This is a genomic window from Streptomyces sp. NPDC054757, from assembly GCF_053612185.1.
Window position 1 is genome coordinate 247,863 of sequence record NZ_JBSHBW010000004.1, and the last position, 25,026, is coordinate 272,888.

Annotated in this window: 25 protein-coding genes; 10 read left to right on the plus strand and 15 right to left on the minus strand. The window is 72.1% G+C overall.

What is annotated here, in order from left to right; genetic code table 11:
- Positions 1 to 70: 70 nt before the first annotated feature.
- Together ACWGKJ_RS08125 and ACWGKJ_RS08130 are read left to right on the plus strand one after the other, a co-directional pair.
- Positions 71 to 1,099, plus strand: a complete 1,029-nt coding sequence (locus ACWGKJ_RS08125; protein WP_385019362.1) for a S66 family peptidase — start codon at positions 71 to 73, stop codon at positions 1,097 to 1,099.
- Between the two features lie 159 nt (positions 1,100 to 1,258).
- Positions 1,259 to 1,420 carry a hypothetical protein gene (locus tag ACWGKJ_RS08130; protein ID WP_385019360.1) on the plus strand — a complete coding sequence of 54 codons (162 nt, stop codon included), beginning with the start codon at positions 1,259 to 1,261 and terminating at the stop codon, positions 1,418 to 1,420.
- A 22-nt stretch (positions 1,421 to 1,442) separates the two neighbouring features.
- Here ACWGKJ_RS08130 and ACWGKJ_RS08135 read toward each other — a convergent pair whose 3' ends face one another.
- Positions 1,443 to 1,880: a VOC family protein gene (locus tag ACWGKJ_RS08135; protein WP_385019358.1), complete on the minus strand. Its 438-nt coding sequence runs from the start codon at positions 1,878 to 1,880 to the stop codon at positions 1,443 to 1,445.
- 168 nt (positions 1,881 to 2,048) lie between these two features.
- Here ACWGKJ_RS08135 and ACWGKJ_RS08140 point away from each other — a divergent pair, with 168 nt between their 5' ends.
- The gene (locus ACWGKJ_RS08140; protein WP_385019356.1) at positions 2,049 to 2,195 is read left to right on the plus strand and encodes a hypothetical protein; all 147 of its coding nucleotides are present in this window, start codon (positions 2,049 to 2,051) and stop codon (positions 2,193 to 2,195) included.
- A 78-nt stretch (positions 2,196 to 2,273) separates the two neighbouring features.
- On the opposite strand, the gene ACWGKJ_RS08145 is transcribed toward ACWGKJ_RS08140, so the two are convergent.
- Positions 2,274 to 4,028, minus strand: a complete 1,755-nt coding sequence (locus ACWGKJ_RS08145) for a DNA repair helicase XPB (RefSeq protein WP_385019354.1) — start codon at positions 4,026 to 4,028, stop codon at positions 2,274 to 2,276.
- A gap of 416 nt (positions 4,029 to 4,444) precedes the next feature.
- On the opposite strand from ACWGKJ_RS08145, the gene ACWGKJ_RS08150 reads away from it, so the two are divergent.
- Both ACWGKJ_RS08150 and ACWGKJ_RS08155 read left to right on the plus strand, forming a co-directional pair.
- Positions 4,445 to 5,269, plus strand: a complete 825-nt coding sequence (locus ACWGKJ_RS08150) for an alpha/beta fold hydrolase (protein WP_385019457.1) — start codon at positions 4,445 to 4,447, stop codon at positions 5,267 to 5,269.
- A gap of 79 nt (positions 5,270 to 5,348) precedes the next feature.
- Complete coding sequence (locus ACWGKJ_RS08155; protein ID WP_385019352.1) at positions 5,349 to 6,245, plus strand: VanZ family protein; 897 nt, start codon at positions 5,349 to 5,351, stop codon at positions 6,243 to 6,245.
- Here the strand turns inward: ACWGKJ_RS08155 and ACWGKJ_RS08160 are convergent.
- A complete protein-coding gene (locus ACWGKJ_RS08160) occupies positions 6,208 to 8,742 on the minus strand; it encodes a helicase-associated domain-containing protein (RefSeq protein WP_385019350.1) in 2,535 nt (844 codons plus the stop codon). The genes ACWGKJ_RS08155 and ACWGKJ_RS08160 overlap by 38 nt on opposite strands.
- A gap of 225 nt (positions 8,743 to 8,967) precedes the next feature.
- On the opposite strand from ACWGKJ_RS08160, the gene ACWGKJ_RS08165 reads away from it, so the two are divergent.
- Entirely contained in the window at positions 8,968 to 10,149 is a 1,182-nt protein-coding gene (locus ACWGKJ_RS08165; RefSeq protein ID WP_385019348.1) for a hypothetical protein, read from the plus strand.
- A 391-nt stretch (positions 10,150 to 10,540) separates the two neighbouring features.
- Entirely contained in the window at positions 10,541 to 11,062 is a 522-nt protein-coding gene (locus ACWGKJ_RS08170; protein ID WP_385019346.1) for a DUF4232 domain-containing protein, read from the plus strand.
- A gap of 184 nt (positions 11,063 to 11,246) precedes the next feature.
- Here the strand turns inward: ACWGKJ_RS08170 and ACWGKJ_RS08175 are convergent, their stop codons facing one another.
- The 4 genes from ACWGKJ_RS08175 to ACWGKJ_RS08190 form a co-directional block, all read right to left on the minus strand.
- On the minus strand, positions 11,247 to 12,245 hold the full coding sequence (locus ACWGKJ_RS08175) for an ABC transporter substrate-binding protein (protein ID WP_385019344.1): 999 nt from the start codon (positions 12,243 to 12,245) through the stop codon (positions 11,247 to 11,249).
- Between the two features lie 89 nt (positions 12,246 to 12,334).
- Positions 12,335 to 13,282: an ABC transporter ATP-binding protein gene (locus ACWGKJ_RS08180; protein WP_385019342.1), complete on the minus strand. Its 948-nt coding sequence runs from the start codon at positions 13,280 to 13,282 to the stop codon at positions 12,335 to 12,337.
- Positions 13,279 to 14,379 (minus strand): FecCD family ABC transporter permease, encoded by a 1,101-nt coding sequence (locus tag ACWGKJ_RS08185; RefSeq protein ID WP_385019340.1) that lies wholly within the window; start codon positions 14,377 to 14,379, stop codon positions 13,279 to 13,281. Before ACWGKJ_RS08185 ends, ACWGKJ_RS08180 begins: the two co-directional genes overlap by 4 nt.
- Positions 14,376 to 15,380: a FecCD family ABC transporter permease gene (locus ACWGKJ_RS08190; protein ID WP_385019338.1), complete on the minus strand. Its 1,005-nt coding sequence runs from the start codon at positions 15,378 to 15,380 to the stop codon at positions 14,376 to 14,378. The genes ACWGKJ_RS08185 and ACWGKJ_RS08190 overlap by 4 nt, the downstream gene beginning before the upstream one ends.
- A gap of 87 nt (positions 15,381 to 15,467) precedes the next feature.
- On the opposite strand from ACWGKJ_RS08190, the gene ACWGKJ_RS08195 reads away from it, so the two are divergent.
- Positions 15,468 to 16,109, plus strand: coding sequence for an HAD family hydrolase (locus tag ACWGKJ_RS08195; RefSeq protein ID WP_385019336.1), 642 nt, complete (start codon positions 15,468 to 15,470; stop codon positions 16,107 to 16,109).
- Here the strand turns inward: ACWGKJ_RS08195 and ACWGKJ_RS08200 are convergent.
- Entirely contained in the window at positions 16,079 to 16,387 is a 309-nt protein-coding gene (locus ACWGKJ_RS08200) for a hypothetical protein (protein WP_385019334.1), read from the minus strand. The two genes, ACWGKJ_RS08195 and ACWGKJ_RS08200, sit on opposite strands and share 31 nt — an antisense overlap.
- 279 nt (positions 16,388 to 16,666) lie before the next feature.
- Between ACWGKJ_RS08200 and ACWGKJ_RS08205 the strand changes: the two genes are divergently transcribed.
- Positions 16,667 to 17,050, plus strand: coding sequence for a cold-shock protein (locus ACWGKJ_RS08205; protein ID WP_328318150.1), 384 nt, complete (start codon positions 16,667 to 16,669; stop codon positions 17,048 to 17,050).
- Between the two features lie 143 nt (positions 17,051 to 17,193).
- On the opposite strand, the gene ACWGKJ_RS08210 is transcribed toward ACWGKJ_RS08205, so the two are convergent.
- Genes ACWGKJ_RS08210 through ACWGKJ_RS08225 form a run of 4 tightly spaced genes read right to left on the minus strand, consistent with a single transcriptional unit; the run spans position 17,194 to position 20,640 of the window.
- Positions 17,194 to 18,066: a 1,4-dihydroxy-6-naphthoate synthase gene (locus tag ACWGKJ_RS08210; RefSeq protein ID WP_385019332.1), complete on the minus strand. Its 873-nt coding sequence runs from the start codon at positions 18,064 to 18,066 to the stop codon at positions 17,194 to 17,196.
- Positions 18,063 to 18,776, minus strand: a complete 714-nt coding sequence (locus tag ACWGKJ_RS08215) for a futalosine hydrolase (RefSeq protein WP_453315691.1) — start codon at positions 18,774 to 18,776, stop codon at positions 18,063 to 18,065. The genes ACWGKJ_RS08210 and ACWGKJ_RS08215 overlap by 4 nt, the downstream gene beginning before the upstream one ends.
- A gap of 4 nt (positions 18,777 to 18,780) precedes the next feature.
- Positions 18,781 to 19,263 (minus strand): DUF2771 domain-containing protein, encoded by a 483-nt coding sequence (locus tag ACWGKJ_RS08220; protein WP_385019328.1) that lies wholly within the window; start codon positions 19,261 to 19,263, stop codon positions 18,781 to 18,783.
- A 27-nt stretch (positions 19,264 to 19,290) separates the two neighbouring features.
- Positions 19,291 to 20,640: an MFS transporter gene (locus ACWGKJ_RS08225; protein ID WP_385019326.1), complete on the minus strand. Its 1,350-nt coding sequence runs from the start codon at positions 20,638 to 20,640 to the stop codon at positions 19,291 to 19,293.
- Positions 20,641 to 21,080: 440 nt separating this feature from the next.
- On the opposite strand from ACWGKJ_RS08225, the gene ACWGKJ_RS08230 reads away from it, so the two are divergent.
- Entirely contained in the window at positions 21,081 to 21,992 is a 912-nt protein-coding gene (locus ACWGKJ_RS08230; RefSeq protein WP_385019324.1) for a DUF3027 domain-containing protein, read from the plus strand.
- A gap of 99 nt (positions 21,993 to 22,091) precedes the next feature.
- Here ACWGKJ_RS08230 and ACWGKJ_RS08235 read toward each other — a convergent pair whose 3' ends face one another.
- The 3 genes from ACWGKJ_RS08235 to ACWGKJ_RS08245 all read right to left on the minus strand — a co-directional run bounded on the left by ACWGKJ_RS08235 (position 22,092) and on the right by ACWGKJ_RS08245 (position 25,022).
- The gene (locus ACWGKJ_RS08235; RefSeq protein ID WP_385019321.1) at positions 22,092 to 22,694 is read right to left on the minus strand and encodes a phosphotransferase; all 603 of its coding nucleotides are present in this window, start codon (positions 22,692 to 22,694) and stop codon (positions 22,092 to 22,094) included.
- A gap of 238 nt (positions 22,695 to 22,932) precedes the next feature.
- Entirely contained in the window at positions 22,933 to 23,838 is a 906-nt protein-coding gene (locus tag ACWGKJ_RS08240; protein WP_385019319.1) for an aldo/keto reductase, read from the minus strand.
- Positions 23,835 to 25,022 (minus strand): cupin domain-containing protein, encoded by a 1,188-nt coding sequence (locus tag ACWGKJ_RS08245; protein WP_385019455.1) that lies wholly within the window; start codon positions 25,020 to 25,022, stop codon positions 23,835 to 23,837. The genes ACWGKJ_RS08240 and ACWGKJ_RS08245 overlap by 4 nt, the downstream gene beginning before the upstream one ends.
- Positions 25,023 to 25,026: the final 4 nt, after the last annotated feature.

Sequence of the window (25,026 nt, forward strand, 5' to 3'; positions counted from 1 at the left end):
TTTTTGGTACCCGGCGGCCCTCGGGAAAAGCGCTCGGGTGCCCCCGTGCCGCCGTGCCAGAATCCGGCGCATGACGGTTCGATATCCACGCCCCTTGCGCCCCGGCGACTGCGTCGGCATCACTTCTCCTTCGAGCGGAGTCGCCAACGGGCTGCGTGCGCGCCTCGACGTGGCCGTGCGCGATGTGGAGGCCCGGGGCTACGACGTGGTGGTCGGCCAGTGCATGGACGGTTCCGGTCACGTCAGCGCCCCCGCGGCAGACCGCGCCGAGGAACTGATGGCGATGCTGACCGAACCCGGCATCAGAGCGGTGGTGCCACCCTGGGGCGGGGAGACGGCGATCGACCTGCTGCCCCTGCTCGACTGGGACCGGTTGCGAGCAGCCGAGCCGACCTGGCTCGTCGGGTACTCCGACATGTCGACCCTCATCACGCCGCTCACCCTCCTCACCGGAACAGCGACGGTGCACGGCAACAACCTGATGGACACCCCCTACCGGGCGCCCGATGGGCTCCTGACGTGGCTCGACATCGTCGCCGCTCCGCAAGGGAACCGCTTGATGCAGACTCCGCCCGACCGCCACCGGGCCACGGGCTGGGACGACTACAGCGCCCAACCTGACGTTCGCACCTACACACTTGACACGCCCGGCAGGTGGGCCAGGCTGGACGCCGAGGGAGACGTGGAGGTCGAAGGACGCCTGATCGGCGGCTGTATTGAAACGCTCTGCAACCTCACGGGCACGGCCTATCTCGACGTTTCCGCCTTCGCGCGAGCCGAGGCCCCGGAAGGCCTCCTCGTCTACGTCGAAGCGGCCGGCGACGACGCTTTCACCATCTGCAGGAACCTGCACGGTATGCGGCTGGCGAGCTTCTTCGACAGGGCGAACGCGATCCTCGTCGGCCGGACCTCAGCACCTGACGCCCCCTCACTCACCCAGCACCAGGCTGTCCTGGACGCACTTGGCCCCTTGAACGTCCCGGTCATCGCCGATGTCGAGTGTGGTCACGTTCCGCCGTACCTGCCCCTTGTCAACGGAGCACAAGGCCGACTCGTACACACCTCGACCCACAGCGAACTGACCCAGATACTGGATTGACGCCCCGGGCCGGAGGCAGCGGGACCGGGCTCCTCCCCACAGGAGTGCACGGCCCGGCCCGAACGCTGTCGCCACGGGTAAGTTCTCCTGGGCCCGGAGCCGCCGAGCCCGTGTCCCGGCGTAGCGGATCGGCCCCCAGCCGACCGTGTTGGCGACGACGTGCGACAAGGACGTGCGACAAGAAGGACTGCGTGCGCGGCCTGCAAACACCCCCGCCACCGGATCTCCCTGGGCTCCATCTCCGTAGCGGAGGCGGCCCAGTTCGCGCAGGAGATCAACCGGCGGCTGGACGGGCTCGCCGAAGGCCCGGTCCCGGCGTAGCGCCTGCGCGGGCAGGCCGCCGTCACACCACGCAGAACTCGTTCCCCTCCGGGTCGGCCAGTACGAGATGGTCCGGTCTGCCCTGAAGACTCTCCTCGCGCAGCACCGTCGCCCCGGCGGCGGTCAGCCGTTCCACGGCCGCCAGTACGCGCGGCCACCGCACTTCCCACGGGGTTTCGCGCCCCCCGCCCGCCTGCACGTCCAGGTGCAGGCGGTTCTTCACCGCCTTGCTCTCCGGCACCTTCAGGAAGGAGAGGCCGGGGGAGATACCCTCCGGGTCGGAGAGGTACGCGCCGTCGTTCCACTCCTCCTCCGGGACGCCGTGGTGCAGCAGCCACTCCGGCCAGTTGGCGAACCCCTCGGGCGCCGGCCGCTCGACGTAGCCCAGCGCCACCGCCCAGAACCGGGCCAGCGCCGCCGGGTCCGCGCAGTCGACGGTCAGACTCCACCGGGTCGTCATGTCGGTCCGCCTCGCTCTCCCGCGCGTCCGGGACGCGGTCTCCTCATCCCGTAGGGGATCCCGTGGTTCTTGAGTCGTAGGCGGCGGTTCCTGAGTCGTACGCGACCGCGGCGCACGTTCCGACCACAGCCTGACGCCTCACGACCGCCGGAAAACCATCATGGATACATGACCACAGCAACCGCCACCGCGCCCCGCTCCTCCGCGCCGCGTACCCCCGCGGCCCACCCCGTCCGCAGCGCCGTCCGTGCGGTGGGGGCCTTCGCCTCCGCCGCCTTCAGCGTCATGATCCTCGGCGAGCACGGCCGGCGCTGAACCGGGCCGGATCCGGATGTGGCTGGTCGGCCTGACCGACCTCCCGATCTGCCCGGCCCGCCTGGCCGCCCGGGAACGCTACGGAGTCGGCCCGTCGTCCGAGTCCGGCGCGTCGGCCGGACCCGTCTGACCCGTCGAACCCGTCTGATCCGTCGAACCCATGGGATCCGTCAGCTCCGTCGCCCCCGCGTCCGCCGCCCCCGACAGCAGGTCGTCCGCGTCCACGATCCGGTACGCGTACCCCTGCTCGGCCAGGAACCGCTGCCGGTGCGCGGCGAAGTCCTGGTCGATCGTGTCCCGGGCCACCACCGAGTAGAACCGCGCCTCGTGCCCGTCCGCCTTCGGGCGCAGTACCCGGCCCAGGCGCTGTGCCTCCTCCTGGCGTGAGCCGAAGGTCCCCGAGACCTGGATGGCGACCGTCGCCTCCGGAAGGTCGATCGAGAAGTTCGCGACCTTCGAGACGACCAGCACACTGATCTCGCCCTCGCGGAACGCCCCGAAGAGCTTCTCGCGCTGCGCGTTCGTCGTCTCGCCCTTGATGACCGGTGCGTCCAGATGCTCGCCCAGCTCGTCCAGCTGGTCGATGTACTGTCCGATGACCAGGGTCTGCTCGCCCTGGTGCTTGCGGACCAGCGCCTCCGTGACCTTCCGCTTGGTCGCGGTCGTCGCGCAGTAGCGGTACTTCTCCTCCGCCTCGGCCGTGGCGTAGGCGAGCCGCTCGGTGTCCGTCAGATTGACCCGGACCTCCACACAGTCGGCGGGTGCGATGTACCCCTGCGCCTCGATCTCCTTCCACGGCGCGTCGAACCGCTTGGGCCCGATCAGCGAGAAGACGTCCGACTCGCGGCCGTCCTCCCGTACGAGCGTCGCGGTGAGACCGAGCCGCCGCCGCGCCTGCAGATCGGCGGTGAACTTGAAGACCGGCGCGGGCAGCAGGTGCACCTCGTCGTAGATGACCAGGCCCCAGTCGCGCGAGTCGAACAGCTCCAGGTGCGGGTAGATGCCCTTCCTGCGGGTCGTCAGGACCTGGTACGTGGCGATGGTGACCGGGCGGATCTCCTTCTTCGTACCGCTGTACTCGCCGATCTCCTCCTCGGTGAGGGAGGTACGTTTCACCAGCTCGTGCTTCCACTGCCGGGCCGAGACGGTGTTGGTGACCAGGATCAGCGTCGTCGCCTTGGCCTCGGCCATCGCACCGGCCCCGACCAGGGTCTTCCCGGCCCCGCAGGGCAGTACGACGACACCGGAGCCGCCGTGCCAGAAGTTCTCCACGGCCTGCTGCTGGTACGGACGGAGCGACCAGCCCTCCTGGTCCAGATCGATCCGGTGCGCCTCGCCGTCGACGTACCCCGCGAGGTCCTCGGCCGGCCAGCCCAGCTTCAGCAGCGTCTGCTTGATCTGCCCGCGCTCGGACGGGTGCACGGCGACTGTGTCGGGGTCGAGCCGGGCGCCGACCAGCGGGGCGACCTTCTTCGAGCGGAGGATCTCCTCCAGCACCGGCCGGTCGGTCGAGGTGAGGACCAGGCCGTGTACGGGGTGCTTGGAGAGCGTGAGCCTGCCGTACCGCGCCATGGTCTCGGCGACGTCCACCAGGAGCGCGTGCGGTACGGGGTACCGGGAGTACTCGACCAGCGCGTCGACGACCTGCTCGGCGTCGTGCCCGGCGGCCCGCGCGTTCCACAGGCCGAGCGGGGTCAGCCGGTAGGTGTGGATGTGCTCGGGCGCGCGCTCCAGCTCCGCGAAGGGCGCGATGGCGCGACGGCAGGCGTCCGCCTGCTCGTGGTCCACCTCCAGGAGCAGTGTTTTGTCACTCTGGACGATCAAGCAGGACACACATACCTCCGGAAGTAGACCGTCCTGTGACTGACAGCACACCCGTCACCCCCGCCACACCTGTCATGACTGGGGCGCTGCCCCGGGCCGACCGCTTTCGGGGTTGTCCGGCCGGTGCGCCGGGATGAGGCGCTGTCCTCTGCGTACGACTTTCACGCGAAACGAAGAATTCTACCTCGCCCGGGCTCTGGGGAGCCGGTGCCGTCGGCGCCGGTGCCCGCCGGGGAACGCGACACCACGGTGGACACCCGTCGTGAGCAGGGCACACCCGCCCCTTGCTGAGGAGCTATCGGGGCATCTTCCCAGTGGAAGGTGTTGTTCCTGAAACAGCAGAGGCAGGAGAGGCACAGGAGAGGCAGGAGAGGAGAACCGTGACGGACAGGACTATGACCGACTGGTCCATGACGGACTGGACCATGACCGACTGGACACTCGACGGGGAATTCGAGACGCCTGAAGGGGTGGTGCGGTGGGGGGCCCTCGGCAGCGGGGACCCGGTCGTGCTGGTGCACGGCACGCCGTACTCCTCCTTTCTCTGGCGGGACATCGCTCCGGCGCTGGCCCGCACCCGCAAGGTCTTCTTCTTCGATCACCTGGGCTTCGGCCAGTCGGACCAGCGCGAGGGCCAGGACCTCGGCCTGGCGGCCCACGCCAGGAACTTCGCCCGGCTCCTCGACCACTGGGAGCTGTCCCGCCCCAGCGTCGTCGCCCATGACATCGGCGGGGCGGTGGCGCTCCGGACCTTGCTGCTGGAGGAGAGGGACTATCGGGATCTGACCCTCTTGGACGCGGTGAGCGGCGGCGAGTGGGAGCGAGGACTCTTCCAGCTCTTCCTGGAGCACCGGGAGGTCTTCGAGAAACTTCCGGGCTACGCGCACGAGGCCCTGGTGGCCGCCCATCTGCGGCACGCGACGCAGGCAGGGTTCCGGCCCGGGGTTCTCGACTCCTTCCTCGCACCGTGGCGGGGGGAGTCCGGGCAGGCCGCGTTCTACCGCCAGTACAGCCAGATCAGGCAGGCGGACACCGTCGCGTACGAGCACTTGCTCGGCGGTATGTCGCTTCCGGTGCGGCTCGTCTGGGGCCGCGAGGACCGCATTCTTCCTCCGGAGTACGCGGAGTGGCTGCACGCACGCGTGCCGCAGGCCGAGCTGCACTGGATCGAGGGCGCCGGCCACCTCCTCCAGGAGGACGCACCGGCCCGGCTGCTGGACCTCCTGACAGCCGGTTTCCCCCGGGCCTGAGCCGGGGCCGGCACGCGCGGCTTCCCGGCAGGGCCGAACCTGCGGTGTCGCGCATCCCCGCCGGGGTACACGCCGCGTCATGGACTCCGAACCGCGACTTCAGCGCCGTACGTGGGCCTCCACTCTCATGCGCGCCCTGGTGTTATTGGTCGGTTTCGTCTGCATGGTGGGCTTCGCGGTCGCGCTGGCCAAGGTGACGCTGGTGCCCTCCGTGGCCTCGGTGGACCTCACGCACACCAATCTCACCCCCGGCAGTTCGATCCGTACGTACGTCGACCAGCCGGCCTTCCGCGACACGGTGAAGCAGGTCGGCGGCAATGTGCTGCTGGGGATGCCCTTCGGGGTGCTGCTGCCGGTGCTCATCCCCAAGGCGCGCGGGCTGCTGCGGGTGGTGCTGGTGACCGCCTTCGTGATGCTGCTCGTCGAGACGGCGCAGGGGCTGGTCATCACCGGGCGCGCGTTCGACATCGACGACGTCATCCTCAACACGACGGGCGCGCTGCTCGGCTATCTGCTGCTCGGGCGGCGGCTGGGGCGGGCGCTGCACCCCCGGCGCGTCCACTGGTGGCAGCGGGCGGCCACGAGGGCCCGCCGCGAGGAGGCCTTGGGCGGGAACGTCCCCGCCACCGAGAAGGCCCCCGCCACCGCGAAGGCCCCCGCCACCGAGAAGGCCCCCGTCGCGCGGAAGGCCCCCGCGAAGAAGACATCTGCCGCCGGGAACGGTTTCAGGACCGCCGCCAGGAACGCTGCCAAGAAGACTCAGACCAAGGGGACCCAGTCCAAGGGGACTCAGTCCAAGGGCACTCAGTCCAGGAAGACCCAGGCCAAGAAGACCCAGCCCAAGAAGACCGCCGCCACCGCCAAGAAGACCCAGAAGTCCCCGGCGAAGTCCCCGGCAGGGAAGTCCGCGGCCACGGCGGCCCGTTGGTGGGCGGCCGTCAGGCCGGGTCGTCGGTCAGCTCCGCAACGCCCGTGATGCGGTGCAGCGGATACGTACGGACGTCGTCCGCGGTGTGGTCGTACGCCGTGACGAAACCGCCCTCCACCCTGACCGGGGCGATCACGCGCCTGCTGGCGGCCCCCTCCGCGTTGACGTAGCCGATCCAGAGCGCCGCGCCCGTCATCGCCGCCGCCTGGACCGTGGCCAGCGTCTCGGCCGAAGGGGTCCGGGGCAGGTCCCCGTGTTCCGGCACCGGGGCGTGGACCACCGTGGCCGCCGTGTCGCCCGCCCTGATCGCCCGCAGCGCCGCGCCGAGCAGGACGTCGTCCGGGACCGGCGGGCCCTCCGGGACCGGGGCGGGCGCGGTGCGCGGTGCGGTGCGGTAGGCGTGGGCGCGGGTGATCAGGACGTCGCCTTCGGCGGACTCGGCGGCCGGGGCGAAGCCCATCGAGCGCAGCCCTTCGAGCAGCCCGGCCGGGTCGGCCATGGAGGCCAGCACCGTGGGCGCCAGGCGGCGCAGCCGCAGTGACTGGGCCCGGGTGTCGGCCAGGATCTCGCTGAGGACCGCGTCGTCGTCGCACCGCACGTAGGACGAGGCCGCCCCGACCCGGAGGTGGCCGTGCTTGCGTGCGACGTCGTCGATCAGATACGAGAGCGGCTGCGGCACCGGCGTACGGCTGTGGGCCGCGAGGAAGGCATGCAGGTCGGCCGCGGTCTGTCCGGCGTCGAGTGCTCTGCGCACCGAGCCCGCCGTGAAGCGGTAGACGGTGGCGCCGCCCTTGGACTCGATGTCGGCCGCGACCCCGAGCAGCGCGGCGAGCGGACGTTCCAGCGGGCCGGGGGCGACGGCCGTGAGGTCGGCCTGGAGCAGTACGTGGTCGAGCGGCTCCGGGATCAGCGGGGTGATCGCTTCGGCAGCGCGGGTCCGGGCGGCGGCCAGTTCGGCGGGGGTCGGGGCGGGGTGCGGGCCGGTGCCGGGCGTGGCGTCGCCCAGGAGCGCCCTGCCGTGGGTGGAGAGGGCGCCGCGTCCGGTGATGCCCAGCAGCTCCGTCTCGTTCAGCGTCCACTGGGCGATGCGCGAGCGCAGATCGCCGACCGGGCTCGCGCCGTGGGTGTGGCGGGCCGTGGGGATGTCCGCGGCCGGGCCGGGGCCCGCGCTGCGGCCTGACGCGGTGCCGCGCACCGGGCGCTCCCAGCGCAGCCGGGTCAGCAGCGAGTCCGGGTCGGGCGCCGCGCCCTCCGGAAGGGTCGCCATCAGGGCCAGGATCCGGCGGCGCACCTCGGGCGCGGCGGCGCGGTCCAGGTCGGGGCCGAGCGCGGACAGGGCGCGGCCCTTGGGGTCCAGGCCACCGATGAGCCCGGGGGTGCGGGTGGCGGTGAGCCAGGCCGTGACCAGGTCGGCCCAGCGCTCCTGAGCCGGCGAGTCGAGCCAGAGGTCGTACGCGGGGGTGGCGGCGAACCGTTCGTCCGCCTCGCCGTCCGGGGCCAGCAGCCCTGCCGCGTAGGCGAGTTCGACCCAGAAGGCGGCGAGCGGCTCGCTCACGTCCAGGGCGGTGGCGGTCCGCTTGAGGTCGCGGACGCTGAGCCCGCCGGAGCGCAGGACTGCGGGGCCGCCCTCGTCCCAGTCCTTGAACAGGTCCTCGATGGTGGAGAGCGCGGTGAACGCCTGGCCTGCCGCCGCCGCGTCCACAGCCTGTGGACCGTACTCGCGGGCGGGCACCACCGGCGGCGGCACCGGTTCCGCCTGCTGGTGCGCGCGCCCGGCGCGCAGATGGAGCGCGGCCTCCCGGGGGAGTACCACCGTGCGCGCGCTGGCGGGCAGCAGCAGCCCGTGATCGCGCAGCCACTGCACGGGCCGGGTCGGTGCGGCGGCCACTTCCCCGTACGGCGGGCCCCAGACGAGCCTGCTCAGTACGTTCAGCGACTCGGTCGGCGCCTCGTCGAGCAGTGCCGACATCCGGGTCCGGTCGGTGAAGAGCGAGGTCAGCGCGGTGACCGCGGAGACCGAGTCATGCGTGCCCGCGAGACCGGCCGCGGTGACGATCTCCTGGACGCGGCCCGGCGACATCCCGACCGTCGCCTCCGCCACGGTCGGCCCGAGGCCGGTCGGCGAGGGGTGGGTGGGGGAGGGCGCGAGGAGTTCGCGGGCGGTGCGGACGAGCCGGAGCCGGTCGTCCGGGCCCCAGATCAGGGCCTGTTCACGGAGCCGCTCCACCGCACCGGGCAGCGCGTCCACGACCGCCGGGTCGTGCTCGTCACCGGCCATCAGGGCGAGGAGCGTCTCGTACGGGGCGGGGTCGGGGGCGACCGCGAGCGCCTCCGCGGTCTGGAGCGTGAACCGGTCCAGGTGTTCCAGCGCCCTGACGACCGACGCACGGGTGCCCGCCCGGGTCGCCAGCTGGCTGAGATCGCTGGGCACCGGGGTCAGCAGGTCGGGCCGCGCCCGCAGCAGTCCGGTCAGGGATGCGTCGTCGCGGGTGCGCAGAGCCTCCGCGAGGGTGCGCGGTGGCGTGCTGCGTGTTCGTTCCGGCACGTGCGCCTCCCGGTCGTGCGGACGGGTCCCATCCGGCCCACGTTACTGAGATTTACCGGGAGATGGCGCATCGCCCCACGTTGGACCCGATGACTTCGTCCACGGGGATGCGGGCAGGACGGCGGAGGACAGCGGGAAAAGAGCGCGTGAGGGAGCCGGGAGTACGGACGGTGTGCGGTGGGGGAGCTACGGTCGGTGCAGAGCGGCGTGAAGGGGTGCGAGTCCGTGGGGATCGAGAGCGATCAGCTCGTCTACGACTATCTGAGCCGGGTGGGCGACCTGGCCCAGCGGCAACTGACCGCGGCCGACCGGATGCGGCTCGTCGCCTCGCTGCGCAGCGAGATCGACCGGCAGCGCGCCGGGGCGGACGCGGGCGGCGAGGCCGGGGTGCGCCGGATCCTCGGCCGGCTCGGCACACCGGCCGAGCAGGTGGCGGCGGCGACGGGCGCGGGCCCGCCGGCGGGCGTGGCGGAGCCGGACCCCGAGCCGGTACGGGACCGGGCGCGGCGGATGCCCCGCCCGCGGCGGAACGATCCGGCGGGCGCCGGGCAGGACGGGGCGGCCGGGCAGGCGCGGGCCGGTCTCGGCCGGGTCGGTCTGGGCAAGACCGGTGCCGGGGGCGGCAGATGGGGGCTCGGCCGGGGAGAGAAGCCCGCGCCGCCGCCCCCGCGCTCGACGGCCGCCGCACCGCCGCACCTCGCGGGCGAGGACGAACTGGGCCCGTCCGGCGGCGATCCGGACTGGTGGCGCATCCAGCCGGGGTCCTTCGGCGGCGGTGACGCGGTGCCGGGCTTCACCGGGGGTGTCGAGATCCCCGAGATACTCAAACCGCCGCCCGGCGCGGAGTCCGAAGAGTCCGATGATTCCGGCGAGTCCGACGAGGGCGCTGACGGGGCGGACGGTACGGATGCCGCTCCCGGGAAGACCGACGGGGGCGGCGCCGGGGGAGCGGCCGTCGAGGCGGAACCCCGTCGTGGCCGGGCCCTGCTCGGCCGCAGGCCGTCCGGGGGCGTAGGGGGTGGAGTCCGGGCCGCCGGGGGCGGCGGCGCCGTGCGGGCCGTCGCCGGGGGGTTCTCCTCGCCGTTCCTGCTGCTCGCGGCGGTCCTGCTGGTGGTCGGCGCCGTACTGGGCTCGCTGATCGCGCTCGGTGCGGGCTGGCTCCTCGCGTACGTCTCGCGCAGGCTCAGCAGGGCCGAGGCGAAATGGGCGGTGTTCGGGCTGCCGGGGCTGGCTCTGACGGGCGGGATCGTCTGGCTGTGGGGGCGGTCGAGCGGACGGTGGGGTACGCCGATCCCCTCGCACGGGATGGGCGACGCGGTCTCCGGGGTGTGGCCTGTGGTCCTGCGGGTGGCCGCCGGTGCGTCTGCGCTGTATCTGGTGTGGCGGGCGCGGAGACGGCTGCCGTAGGGCGGCGCCCGCCGTCGCCCCGCCGCCCCCTGGCCGGCCTGCCCCTCACCGGCCCGCCGTCGCCCCCAACGCCCCCTCACCGGCCCGCCCCCTCACCGGCCCGCTGTCACGCCGGCCTGCCCCCTCACCGGCCCGCCGTCGCCCCCAACGCCCCCTCACTGGCCCGCGCCCTCACCGGCCCGCCGTCGCTCCAGCCGCTGCCCGTCGCTCCAGCCGCTGCCCGTCACGTCCGCCGCTGCCCCGCCGCGTCCCCTGTGTCCCCGTTTACGTCTGTAGCAGGCGTGTTGCTCTCTCGTGACGATCTTGGCCGGTGCGGCGGGCAAGCTGTTCTCAGACAGGGGTTCGGCCGGCCGACCGGCCGGACCGGGAGCTGAGAGAAGGAGAGCTGGCCATGGGTATGACTCGCAAGTTCGTCGTGACGGTCGCCGCCACCGCCCTGGCAGGAGCCGCGGGTGTGGGAGTCGCCCAGGCGTCCACCACCTCGCACGCGTCTGCCGCGACCGGCGTCAAGGTCTCTTCCTGCCGCCCCGCGAACCACACCGCGAAGATCACTCCGGATGCCTCCAGCGCCGGGCACCGCCACTACCGCGTCACGCTGACCGCGGCACCCGGTACGGAGTCCTGCAAGCTGGCCGGATCGCCCAGCGGTGTGCACTTCTACAACCACGGTTCCCTGAAGGGGGTTTCCGCGAAGGCGTACGGCACGCAGAGCCACGCGGTGACCCTCAGCCCCGGCCACCCGGTCCACTTCGACATCCAGGTGCCCAGCAGCACCAAGGGCGCGTCGGCCGACGAGGTCGCGTTCACGCTCCGGACCCCCGGCGGCGGCACGATCCCGGGCGAGTCCTTCGCCGACGGCAAGCTCTCGGTGGACGCCGGTACGCAGATCGGCGCCCTGCAGGCCGGTGCCTGAGCCGACCGCGTAGCCACGGCACTTCACCGTGCCCCTGTGCCGCCGTTCCCCTCGACGGGAGCGGCGGCACCGTGCTGAGCGGGCCCGCGCAGTCCGGGCCTGCCGGTACAGCCTCCGGCCGGCCGGTACCGGCACGGATCACCGGCCGGTACCGGCACGGATCACCGGCCGGTACCGGCAGGGCTCACCGGCCGGTGAGGTCCGTCTGCAGCTGGTCGAGGACCTTGTCCGCCGCCGTGTAGCCGATGCCCTGGATCCACAGCTGGTCGTCGACGCCGAACGACTTCCCGTTCCTGACCGCGGTCAGGTTCTTCCACAGGCCGCTCCGGGTGGTCTGGGTCTCCTTGGCCTTCGCCGGGTCGCCGTACGTGGAGTGGAAGAGCACATCCGCGTTGGCCAGGTCGATCCGCTCGGGGCTCACGTCGTACGTGAAACCGTCCTTGGCCTTGTCCGTGATGGCCGGGCGGCCGACGCCGAGGTCCGCGAGGATCGTGCCGATGTAGTTCTTCTTCCCGTAGATCCGAATGTCGGCGCCCTCCACGAACCGCACCACACCGACCTTCGTGGCGGCCGTCTTCGCCGGCCCGCCGAGCGCGGCCACGACGCGCCGGACGTGCGCCTTGTACGCGGCGACGGCCTTTCCGGCCTCGGCCTGCCTGCCGAGCGCCTCGGCGTGCATCCGGAAGTTGGCCTTCCAGGGGTAGCCGGTGCTCTCCGTCATGACGGTCGGCGCGATCGCGCTGAGCTGGTCGTACTTGTCGCCGTGCCGGACCTTGCTGGTGAGGATCAGATCGGGCTTGAGCGCGGCGATGGCCTCCATGTTGGGCTGGAGCATCTCGCCGACGTCCTTGATCCCCGCGACATCCGCCCTGGGCAGATAGTCCAGGAAGCCGGACTTCACATCGGCGTGCGTGGAGCCGACCGGCTTCACGCCGAGCGTGATGGCGGAGTCCAGCTCGGCGGTGTCCAGGACGACGACCCGCTTGGGGTGGTCGGGGACCCGCACCTCGCCCATGGCGGTCTTCATGGTGTGGGTGGCGGCTGCCCCGCCGGACGGCTTGCCGCTGGTGGAGCCGGAGCCGGAGCCGGAGCCGGAACCGGAGCCGCAGGCGGTGAGAGCCAGCGCGCCGGTGAGGACGAGAGCGCATGCGACGGTACGGCGACGGTGGAGTAAGTGCTTCATGAGGAGCCCTTTCGACGGCGTTCGTTTCGACGGCGTTCGTTCCGTTGGACGGCCTTTGCTCACGTCTGCTTACGTCTGCCTACGGCGGCTCACGTCTGCTTGCCCCGACCGCCCGCGTCGGCCCCACCTGCACCGGCACCGCCCCCGGCACCCGAGCCGGAAACCGGGCCCCCGCCCGCGTCCCCGCCCCAAGGCGCCCCCGGCACCACCAGTGGCGACCCCGTCACCGGGTCCGGGACCACGACCGACTCCAGGCCGAACACCTCCCGTACGAGCTGGGCGGTGACGACCTCCCCCGGGGGCCCCTCGGCGACGATCCGGCCGTCCTTCATGGCGACCAGGTGATCGGCGTACCTGGCCGCCTGGTTGAGGTCGTGCAGCACCGCGACGACGGTCCTGCCGCGTTCCTTGTTCAGCCGCCGCACCAGGTCCAGCACCTCCACCTGGTGGGCGATGTCGAGATAGGTGGTCGGCTCGTCCAGGAGCAGCAGATCGGTCTCCTGGGCGAGCGCCATCGCGATCCAGACGCGCTGGCGCTGCCCGCCCGAGAGCTCGTCCACGGCGCGCTCGGCGAGTGAGGTGATGTCGGTGCGCTCCATGGCACCCGTGACGGCCCGTTCGTCCTCGTCCGACCACTGCTGCCACCAGTGCTGGTGCGGCTGGCGGCCGCGCGCCACCAGGTCGGCGACGGTGATCGCCTCGGGCGCCGAGGGGGACTGCGGCAGCAGCCCGATCGACTGGGCGATCTTTCGGGTGGGGGTACGGGCCAGCTCGGCGCCGTCCAGGAGCACCGCCCCGCTGCGCGGCTTGAGCAGCCGCCCCAGGGCCCGCAGGGTGGTGGACTTCCCGCAGGCGTTGGGCCCGACGATCACGGTGACCCGCCCGTCCGGCACCGCCAGGTCGAGCCCGTCGACCACGGTGCGGTCGTCGTACGCGAGGGTCAGCTCACGCGCCGTCAGCCTGCTGCTCGCCGCCGTGCCGGCCGCCGCCCCGCCCGTCGTCGTACCCGTGGTCGTGCTCGTCGCCGTCCCGGTCATGCGTTGCCTCCACTGCGGCCGCGGGCACCGTGCGCCTTCGCGATCAGCCAGATCAGATACGGGGCGCCGACCGCCGCCGTGAGGACGCCCACCGGCAGTTCGGTGGGCGCGAGGAGCTTGCGGCCCAGCAGATCGGCGAGGACCACGATGAACGCGCCCGTCAGCGCCGAGCAGAGCAGCGGGATCTGCGCGGTCCTGGTCATCCGGCGGGCGATCTGCGGCGCGAGCAGCGCCACGAAGTCCACCGGCCCCGCGGCGCCGGTGGCCACCGATGCCAGCACCACGCCGAGCAGGACGAGTCCGAGCCGTACCCGCCCGAGCCGTACGCCGAGGGCGGTCGCGGTGTCGTCGTCCATGGAGACGGTGCGCTGGGCGTACGCGGCCCACAGCACCGCGGGTACGAGCGCGAGCAGCACCCAGCCGAGCAGCCCGGCCTGGCTCCAGCCGCGGCCGTTCAGCGAGCCGGTGAGCCAGATCTGGGCCTGCTGGGCGACCAGGTAGTCGCCCTTGGTCAGGAAGAGCTGGGTGACCGAGCCCAGCGCGATGGCGAAGCCGATGCCGATCAGCACGAACCGGGTGGCGTGCAGCCCGCCGCGCCAGGCGAAGACGTACACCAGGGCCGCGGCGGTGATCCCGCCGATGACCGAGAGGTACGGCAGGACGGCGGTCGAGGTCACCCCGAGGGACATCGCGGCGACGGTGAGCGCGCCCGCGCCCTTGCTGATGCCGATGATGTCGGGGCTGGCCAGCGGATTGCGGGCGACGGTCTGGATGAGGGCGCCGGCCACCCCGAACGCGGCGCCGACCAGCAGCCCCACGACCATGCGGGGCAGCCGCAGGGTCCCGACGACGAGTTCGTCGGGCGAGGGCCGGCCGAGTACGACCCTGACGACCTCGCCGGGTGCGATGAACTCCTCGCCGACGCAGAGGTACGCGACACAGGTGGCGGCCAGCAGCACGGCGAGCACCAGGGCGACGGCCGCCGCCCGCCGGTGCAGCAGGAAGGTGCCGCCCCCGGCCCGCACCCGCGCGTACCCCGCAGGGCGCACGGCGGCCGTGGAGGGCGCGGTGGTGGTCGTCGTCGCAGCGGACGTCACGCCGGGACCGCCTTCCGGCGTACGAGGGTGACCAGGAAGGGCACCCCGATCAGGGCCGTCATCACCCCGGCAGGCACCTCGCTCGGCGGGAAGACGACCCGGCCGACGGTGTCGGAGACCAGCAGCATCACCGGGCCGACGAGGGCCGCCATCGGCAGCACCCAGCGGTGGTCGCTGCCGACGATCGCACGGGCGATGTGCGGCACCGCGAGGCCGATGAAGGCGATGGGTCCGGCGGCGGCGACGCCCACGCCGGTCAGTACGGTGGCGCCGATCCCGCCGACGACGCGTACGGTCGCGACCTTCTGGCCGAGCCCCCGCGCCATGTCGTCGCCCAGCGCCAGCGCGTCGAGCCCCCGTGCGACCGAGGCCACCAGCACCACGCCCACCAGCAGGAACGGCCAGATCTGGCCCACCACATCGGTGTCCCGGCCGCCGATCGAGCCGACCTGCCAGAAGCGGAACTCGTCCAGCGCCGACGCCTTGGTGGTCAGGACCGCCTGCACCACGGAGACGAGCAGCGCGTTGATCGCGGCGCCGCCCAGCGCGAGTTTCACCGGGGTGGCGCCGCCGCGGCCCCGGGAGGCGATGGCGTACACGGCGACGGACGCGGCAGCGGCCCCGGCGAAGGCGAACCAGACGTATCCGGTGAGGGTGTGGATCCCGGCGAAGGCGATGGCCAGCACCACCCCGACGGACGCGCCCTGGCTGATGCCGAGGATGCCGGGGTCGGCGATGGGGTTACGGGTGATGCCCTGGAGCACGGTCCCGGCCAGGGCGAGCGCGGCGCCCACCATGAGGCCGATGAGGGTGCGCGGCACCCGCAGTTGGCGTACGACTTCGGCGGTGTTGCTGTGCCCGCCGTGCAGCAGCGCGTCGATCACCGCCGACGGCGCGATGGCCCGTGCCCCGACCGCGAGGCTGAGCAGGACCGCCAGCAGCAGGGCCACGACGGCGGCGGCCGTCCAGGCGATGCGGCGGCGGGCCACGGGAGTTGACATCTGACCCATTCCGAAGGTTGGTAAGGCTTGGCTAAGTCTAAGCTCAGCGCCTTCGGGCGGGCCGGTCAGGTCGGGAGCGGAGAGAGGATGGAGGGCATGTCTGCACACCCTCTGACGGTCGGCTTCGACCTGGATATGACCCTGATCGACTCCCGGCGCGGGATCCACGCCGCCTACCAGGCACTTTCCGCGGAGACCGGAAGGTATATCGACGCCGACCTCGTGGTCACCCGGCTCGGCCCGCCGCTGGAGACGGAGCTGGCCGAGTGGTTTACGGAAGCGGAGATTCCGGCGATGCGCGACCGCTACCGTGAGATCTACCCCACATACGCGATCGAGCCGACCACGGCGATGGCGGGCGCCGCCGAAGCGGTGGCCGCGGTACGGCGGCTCGGCGGCCGGGCGGTCGTCGTCACCGCCAAGAACCAGCCCGACGCGGTGCGCCACCTGGTCCACCTCGGCATCGAGCCGGACGCCGTCGTCGGCTGGCTCTGGGCGGAGGCCAAGGCGGAGGCGCTGCGCGAGCACGGCGCTTCGGTGTACGTCGGCGACCACATCGGCGACGTACGCGGGGCGCGCACGGCGGGCGCGCTCTCCGTCGCCGTACCGACCGGCCCGATCGCCGCGGACGACCTGCGCGCGGCCGGAGCCGATGTGGTCCTGACGGACCTCACCGAGTTCCCCGCGTGGCTGGAGGGCTACGCGGCCGGGGTCGCGGCGGGCGCCTGAGTGGCCGTCGCCTGAGCGGCCATCGCCGCGCGCGCCCGGCGGCGCTGGCCCCCGATGGAGCGCAGCAGACCGGCGGCGGCGACGATGAAGCCGACGCCCATCAGCATGCACACGGCGTACGCGACGGACGGGAACGGGTGCGTCCCGAGAAAGAGCGGGGCCACCGTGACCAGGGTCGCCACAGCTCCCACGAAGAAGATGATCGCGCCGGCCTGCACTAGCCGGTCACCGGCTCGGGTCTCGTCAGGGGCATCGGCCGATTGGGTTTCGTTGCTCACCCGGCCAGGGTAGTTCCTGCGCGGAGGAACTGGACCGCGGCCGACCGGGCCGGGGACGGACTGGGCCGCGGGCGGACCGAGCCGCGGAGGAAGTGAGCCGCGAAGCAACCGAGCAGTGACGTCCCGTTACTGGTCCCCGAACCATGAGCGCGTCGGCAGGCACCGTTTGCCCGGCAAACACCGCCCGCTGAGGTACTAGCCTGACTCCCGGCGGGTCGAGCGACCCGCTGCAGTGCTATCCAGAGCCGTTTTCTACGACTACGAGGACGAGGACAGACGGTGCCCACCGGCAAGGTGAAATGGTTCAATTCGGAAAAAGGCTTCGGCTTTCTTTCCCGCGACGACGGGGGCGATGTCTTCGTCCACTCGTCGGTTCTCCCGTCCGGAGTCGAAGCCCTGAAGCCGGGGCAGCGCGTGGAGTTCGGTGTCGTCGCGGGCCAGCGCGGCGACCAGGCGCTGACCGTGACCATTATCGATCCCACCCCGTCGGTCGCCGCGGCCCAGCGCCGCAAACCCGACGAACTGGCCTCCATCGTGCAGGACCTGACGACGCTCCTGGAGAACATCACACCGAGCCTGGAGCGCGGGCGCTACCCCGACAAGGCGGCCGGGGCGAAGATCGCCGGCCTGCTGCGCGCGGTCGCCGACCAGCTGGACGTCTGACTGACCTGACCGTACGGATGTGGCCGTACGGACCTGACTGTGCGGGCCTGACTGTGCGGATCCGGCCGTACGAACCTGACCGTACGGACGCGGTCACCCGGTGGGCCGGGGCGGGGAGTTACCGCCCCGGCCCACCTGCCGGGTCAGGCGAAGTTCAGCGCATCGGGCGCCAGCGCCGGTACGAGTCCTTCCGCCGCCGCCCGGGTGAGCAGCCCGCGGACCGCCGCGTAGCCGTCCTCGCCGAGGTCGGCGGTGAACTCGTTCACGTAGAGCCCGATGTGCTGGTCCGCGACCGCCGGGTCCATCTCCTGCGCGTGGCCCAGCACATAGGGCCGGGACACCTCGGGGTCGTCCCAGGCCTGGCGTACCGAGGCGCGCACCGTGCGGGCCAGCTCCCGCAGCCGCTCCTCGCCCAGCGACCGCTTGGCGATGATCGCGCCCAGCGGGATCGGCAGACCCGTCGTGGACTCCCAGTGCTGCCCCATGTCGGCCAGCGAGTGCAGCCCGTACTCCTGGTACGTGAACCGCGCCTCGTGGATGACCAGACCCGCGTCCACCTTGCCGTCGCGCACGGCGGGCATGATCTCGTTGAACGGCATCACGACGATCTCGCCGACGCCGCCGGGCACCACCTCGGCCGCCCACAGCCGGAACAGCAGATACGCCGTCGAGCGCTCGCTCGGCACGGCGACCGTCTTCCCCGTGAGGTCCACACCGGGGCCCCGGGTCAGCACCAGCGGCCCGCAGCCGCGCCCGAGCGCCCCGCCGCACGGCAGCAGCGCGTACTCGCCGAGCACCCACGGCAGCACCGCGTACGACACCTTCAGGATGTCGAACTCGCCTCGCTCGGCCATCCCGTTGGTGATGTCGATGTCCGCGAAGGTCACATCGATCCGGGGCGCCCCCGGCACCCGGCCGTGCGCCCAGGCGTCGAAGACGAACGTGTCGTTGGGGCAGGGCGAGAAGGCGATCTTCAGCGCATCGGTGAGGAGCGGCGCTTCGGTTGCTTCGGTCATGTGCGGGTCCAACCTTCCAGTACGGGCGCGAGCTTCCCGAAGGCCGTGGTGAGCGCGGCCAGCGCGTCGCCGATGCGCCAGGCGTCGCGGTCGCGCGGGCCGACGGCGTTGGAGACCGCCCGGATCTCCAGCACCGGCACCCCCGCCTGCGCCGCGGCCTCGGCCACCCCGAATCCCTCCATCGCCTCGGCCACGGCCCCGGGGTGGGCGGCCAGCAGCCCGGCGGCCCGCTCCGCGGTGCCGGTGACGGTGGAAGCGGTGAGTACGGTGCCGGGCGTCGCCCCGGTGGCCTCGGCCACGGCCCGTACCAGGTCGGCGGGCGGCCGGTGCTCGACCGTGCCGAAGCCGAGCCCCGTGACCGGTACGAAGCCCTCGGGCGTCTCGGCGCCCAGGTCAGCGGCGACGATCGCGTCGGCCACGAGCAGCGAGCCCGGCGCAGCGTGGAAGCCGCCGCCGATGCCCGCCGAGACCACCAGACCGTACGAGCCGAGCGCGAGCGCGGTCGCCGTCCCGGCAGCGGCGGCGGCGGGGCCGACCCCGGCCGCGATCACGTCGTAACTCCCGGCGCGCGCGAGCCGGTCCGTGCCCGTGCCCGGGTCCGTGCCGTCGCCCGCGCCCGGCCGCGCGCCGGGGTCCGTGGTGCCGGTCCCGAACGCGCGCGTGACCGCGTCCCGCTCAGCGGGGACCGCGGTCACGATGAGTACACGCAAGGCGTCAGGCGTCCTTCTTGAAGACGAACGACCAGAGCCCGAAGACCTTGGTGGTGCCGTCGCCCTCGGCGATGGCGATCGTCGACGAGTTGCCCTTGGCGCCGTACTGCGAGTTGAAGAAGACGTTGCCCGGGACCGTCGTGTAGGTCTTCTTGCTGACGCCGGTCAGCTGCTGGCCGTTGAGCAGCAGCACCCAGCCCTTGTCGGCGATCTTCGGGTCCACCCCGATCCGCACGGTCTTGTCCGGGTCCACCTTGACGGACTTGGTGCCCTTCTTCTTCGCGGCACACGCCTTGGACGCGGCCATGTCCAGGCTCTTGCCGTCGTTGTAGCAGGCGGCCTCGGAGTGCACCGAGTTCGTGCCGACCGTCACGGTCGCCAGCGGCGTCGGCTTGTCGCAGGCGGACAGGACGAGGAGTCCGGCGGACACGGCACCGAGAGCGGCGGCGGTGCGGCGGCCCTTACCAGTAAGAAGCGCAACGGTCATGGGGCGAAGGCTATCGCCCGGCGCAGGTCACGCCACGCGGGGGTGCGGCGAGCCGCGTCGGGCGGCCGTGAGGAGCCCCCGTACGGTCGTGACCGCACCCACCGCGACCAGCGCGGCTCCCACCGAAGCGCCCAGGATGCCGTTGAGCGGCAGGACCATCGCGATGGCGCCGCCCACCACCCACGCCAGCTGGAGCACGGTCTCGGACCGGGCGAACGCCGACGTCCGTACGGTCTCGGGGACATCGCGCTGGATCATCGCGTCCAGCGACAGCTTCGCCAGCGCCTGCGCGAACCCGGCGATCGCCGCCAGCACCGTCACCATGACCGAGACGAAGAAGACGGCCGTGAGGACCGCGGTGCCGAGCGCCACCCCGAGCAGCGTGGCGATCATGACCTCGGGCCCGCGTGAGCGCAGCAGCGCGCCGACGGCCGTACCGAGCGCGTTGCCCCCGCCGGCCGCCACCCCGACGATGGCCAGCGAGACCGCGGCGTTCTGCCCGGCCATCGGATGCTCGCGCAGCAGGAAGGCCAGGAAGAAGATCAGGAAGCCGGAGAGCGAGCGCAGCGCCGAGTTGGCCACCAGCCCGTTCAGCACGGAGGGGCCGACCGTGCGCAGCGACGGCTTGCGCCCGTCGGCCTGCTCCACCAGCCGGGCCTTTCCCTCACCCTTGGCGGAGTCCACCTTGCGGGGCAGCGTGAACGCCAGGAACGCCCCGAACAGGAAGACAGCGGACGCCCCGTAGAGCGGCCAGGCGGAGCCGATCCGGTGCAGCCCTGCCCCGATCATCGCCCCCACACCGGTCGCGAGCAGCCCCCCGAGCGTGACCCGGGAATTGGCCTTGACCAGCGAGAACCGCGGCGGCAGCAGCCGCGGGACGACCGCGCTGCGCACCACGCCGTACGCCTTCGACGCCACCAGCACGCCCAGCGCGGCCGGGTAGAGCTCAAGCCCGCCGGTGGCCACCGCCCCCGACATGACGAGCGCCAGCACCGCCCTGGCCAGCATCGCGGCGGCCATCGCGGCCCGGCGGCCGTGCGGCAGCCGGTCGAGCAGCGGGCCGATCACCGGGGCGAGCAGCGCGAACGGCGCCATGGTGACCAGGAGGTAGAGCGCGACCCGGCCGCGGGCCTGGTCGGTCGGTACGGAGAAGAAGACGGTCGAGGCCAGCGCGACCGTGATCATCACGTCGCCCGCGCTGTTCACGGCGTGCAGCTCGATCAGTTTGCCCAGGCCCGACTCGCCCGCCCCATGGGCGTTCGTCGCCCGTCTGATCCCTTTCGCGGTACCAGTGAACGGCCGATGGAGGGCATGACCGACGGCCCGCCCCACCCTGCGTGCCGGGCTGTATCCGTCGGACGACCTTGCGGTGGTCACCCCGTCATAGTGCCCCAACCCCGTACGACCCGAACCGGGATTCGGACGCGCAGGTGGGACGAGAGCCGGAGAAGAGGTAGCGTGCACGGAGGCTGCCGACCACTCCCGGGCGGGCCCGCGACGCCTGTCACCGCACCTCGCTGCGTTGTCGGAACCGCCCAGTGACCTCGGTCACCGGGGCGATGTCCGCCTTGCGACGTACGGCGCCAGACGCCGCGGGCTCATCCGCCCGGGTGCGGTCTGCAGCCTCCAGCGCGCCACCGGCGGTCGCCCTCGGCTGTGCGCCTCTCCGTTATCCCGCAGAATGGGTGGGAGAAGGTGCGCCCCCGGGCATGTCGGGCGCGGACGTCGACGCGGTCCTCCGGTCCGCTCCGCCCGTCGCTCGTACGCGAAGTTCGTCCGGCGCACCCGTGAGACGGCGTAGGAGAGAAGCGAGACCTGTGAGTGCTGCGACGACGAGAAGCCGTACCCCCGACCGCCTGTGCGCCGAGGCGGTCGGCCTCGCCCGCGAGGCGGCGGAGGAAGCCGCCTTCCCCGGGGTGGTGGGCGAGCATGTCTCTGCGGTGGCCGAGGGCGACCGGGTGGTCACCCATTACTTCGAGTGCAAGGAGCCGGGGTACCGGGGCTGGCGCTGGGCGGTGACGGTCGCCCGAGCCTCCCGGGCGAAGGTCGTCACGCTTGACGAGACGGTTCTGCTGCCCGGCTCCGACTCGCTCCTCGCCCCGGAGTGGGTGCCGTGGAGCGAGCGGCTGCGCCCCGGCGACATGGGCCCCGGCGACCTGCTGCCCACCGAGGCGGAGGATCTTCGCCTGGAGCCCGGCTTCTCGGGCGAGGACGCGCCGCCGCCCAACTCCGTCCTCTCGGAGGAGCTGGCCGAGCGGGTCGAAGCGGAGGACGCCGAGGTCATCGACCGCACGGCGGCCCCGGCCCGCGGCACGGTCGCGGCGGTCGCGGACGAGCTGGGGATGCGGCGGGCGCGGGTGCTCTCCCGGTACGGCCTGCACCAGGCGGCGGACCGCTGGGACGAGGAGTACGGCCCGAAGACCCCGATGGCCCAAGCGGCTCCCGCTTCCTGTGTGACCTGTGCCTTCCTGATCCCGCTCGCCGGCTCACTGCGCCAGGCCTTCGGGGTCTGCGGAAACGAATTCGGCCCCGCGGACGGGCATGTGGTCTCCCTGTCGTACGGCTGCGGCGGCCACTCGGAGGCAGCGGTCATGCCGAAGCCACTGCGGCCTGCGCCACTGGTACTCGACTCGACGGCGGCGGACGCGTTCGCCCTGCGCCCGGACCCGGAGGGCGGCTCGGTCTCGGCCTCGGCGGAGGCGGGCGCGGACGATCTGGGGCATTCCTGAGGGGTGGGGTGGGCAGCGGGGTTTCCCCCTCAACGCCTCTCCGGCCCTGCCGCTCCCTCCCGGAGCTGACGGGGCCACAGCGGCGGTCCGATCACGCTTTCACTTCGCTTCGGGCACTTCGGCGTGTGCCGGGGCGGGCGGGCGCACTCCGGTGATGGCATGCGCGCGGGCCATGAGACGGGGCGCGAGTTCGGGATACCAGCCACGAGCGACCGCTTGCAGCATCTCCGCCAAGGCGGCGAGCTCCCCGATCCGGCCGCCCGGAGAATCCAGGATGTGGGCGAACTCCCCACGGATACGGGCGGCAGCCTCCGGCACGAGCAGGCTGTTGGCGTGCAGGAGCCCCACGTCGTACCCGTACGGCACCGATCCCCACCTCTCCCAGTCCAGCAGGCAGAGGGGTGCGGTGGTGAGGTTGCCCCAGTGCAGGTCACCGTGGCCGGTCACCCGCTGCACCCTGGCGGGAGGGGGAACGCCGAGGAACTGTGGGAAGGCCCGTTCCATCCACTCGTCCCGCACGGTCGTCCTCACCCCCTCCGCTTTGGCGAGCAGGCGGAGCGCCTGGCCAAGCTCTTCCCACCACGCGTCACTCAGCCCCGGGGCGTGATCGATGTCGGCCCGGTCCGCGGACACCACGGGCTGCGCGATGTAATCCAGGACTTCGGCCTCGAAGGCCCAGTCCCCGTCGACCCAGTCGTGCACTCCGTGCAGCCGAGGACGCGGAACGCCCCCTGGGACGAGCAGCGCAGCCCCGGTGATGCCCTCCCCCTCCTTTCTGCCCGCATTCCTCCGCGCCGTCCGGCCGACTCGCAGCCACCTGTCTCCCGCCCGTCTCCCGAGGGTGACTCCGAGGAACCCCCACGCCGACGGATCCGTGCAGATGAGCCCCAGAGCCTCGGCCGCCCTGTGGTGAGCGGCCTCCATCAGAGCCCTCACCTCTTCATGCAGAGGCGAGTTCATCCATCACCTTCCTGAGTTCGTGAGACGTCAGCGGAGCAGCCAGGGCCTTGGCCACGTCGTCCCAGTGCTCGCGCGTGCTCGCGGAGGTGAGGACGATATCGAGGCCGGGGCACGAGCCGGCGGCAAGCAGGGCTGCGGCTGCGGCCGACAGGCCGGGACGGATGAGACTCACCAGCTCGGGGGCCATGGCATCGAGGAGTTCACCGCCATGCAGGGGAGCGGAGCCGAACGTGATCAGCCCCGCGTCCTTCGCCTGCGTGAGCGGTCCGCCACCGTTCAGTGCCTGCTTGATCGGATCATCCATGACCAGGCTGACGGGCAACTGCAAACCCGCGAAGTGATGCACAGGGGAACCAGCCGCCTGCCGGGCGAGCCCGAGCAACTCGGGAACGCTGAACGCTCCCGAGGTCAGGCCCGACCACGTGGCGACGCCGTACCCGCCGATCCTGCCCGCCTGGGTGAACTCCTCCAACGCTGTGAAGGCTTCCCGCACGCGCCTGTGCAGAGCGGCACGGTCAAGGTCGTGTCCGTGATGCTCCGGGTTGTGCACGAACACCAGGTCCACGCGGCCGAGCGCGGCCAGTGAACGCTCCGTCTGCCAACGGACAAAGCCCCGCTCAAGGCTGTGCTCACTGTCCGCTTCCTCCCGAGTGAACACCTCAGCGGCCAGAGCACGGCGCGCCTGTGCCGCCGTAAGAAAACCTGTCTTCGTGGCGACCCGCACGGTCGGGTACTCCCCGAGAACCGGGCGCAGTTCCTCATGTGCCGTCCCCCTGCCGTAGTTGGGCGCCGTATCCAGCCACGGACTACCGGCAGCCAGGGCGATCCGTGCCGCCTGGCCGACGGCACGCACACGGTATGTCCCCAGGGAGAGTGCGGCGGTCACAGCGCTGTCGCTACGACCGCGACGGCGTGGCCGTCGATGAGGGCGGAGACCATCTCGGCCACGTCCTTGACTCTCAGCCCGGCGGAGTCAGCCATCTCGCCCAGTGTGGTCGGCTGGTTGGTCAGCAACGTGCCCAGCGCGGGAGCGACGGCCTCCGCGAAGTCCCATGCCGTACCGGCTGCCGCGAAGGTAACCGTGCCCTGTTCCAGGTTCTGCGTCAGGCGTGCCCTCGGAGCGGTGAGCCTGACCGCGATCTCCCGTCGCGCGGGGAGCCCTTCGATGTAGGGCAGCGAGGGAACGGCGTGGCCCAGGTCGGTCGTGTCGATCGACTCGGCCCACCGCTCCACAAGTCGGGGGTCCGCCATCGTGTCGGTCACCGCACGACGCAGGGCGTCCATGAAGTCCGACTGTTCCGCCGGGGCCCCGAAGCGGGGAACGTCTCGGCGCAGTGCGAGGGATGCCCGGAGCTGGTCGACGATCCAGAGCATCAGATCCGCACCTGTGTGCGGTACCAGACCGAAGGTCAGATGCAGTGATTCCGTCCCCTGGTCGGCAGCGACCGAGTGCCACCAGCCCCGTGGCAGGTAGAGCATGTCCCCCGCCGACAGGACAAGGTCTGCCAGCGGGCCGCCTTCCGGTTCGTCCGGCGATTCCACGTCCCGGAAGGCGGGCGCCTCACGGGTCGTACCCCACAGGCGCCATCGCTTCGAGCCGTGCAGTTGCACGACAACGACATCATGATCGTCCCAGTGCCGGCCGAAGCCCTCCCGCTCGGTCCACGAAGCGTAGGCGTTGACCTGCACCGAGGTCCCGAGAAACCGCTCCAGCCCCTCGGCAGCCGCCCGCACGGCAGGGTGGATCTTCTCGACAGCATCGAGCACCAGGGAGGCCCCCTCTCTGAGCTGCGCATGGAACTCGGACGGCTGGATGCGAGACCAGGTGACCCCACGGCGGTTCGTCGTCAGGGTTGCGTAGCGGTGCAGCGGAACCATTTCGCCGTCAACCGACAGGCGGAGCCGGGGTGGCTCCAGCCGGTGTGCGGCGACGATCCGGTTCAGGTCGTCCCAAGCGAGGAGCCCCGCTGCGTCGGCGGCGCCGGGAATGTGTGCGTAAGAGCGGTGGTACGTCTGGGCGAGGAAGGTGTCCCCGCCCAGACGCTCCGCCCACGAGGCTGAGTCGAGCAACGTG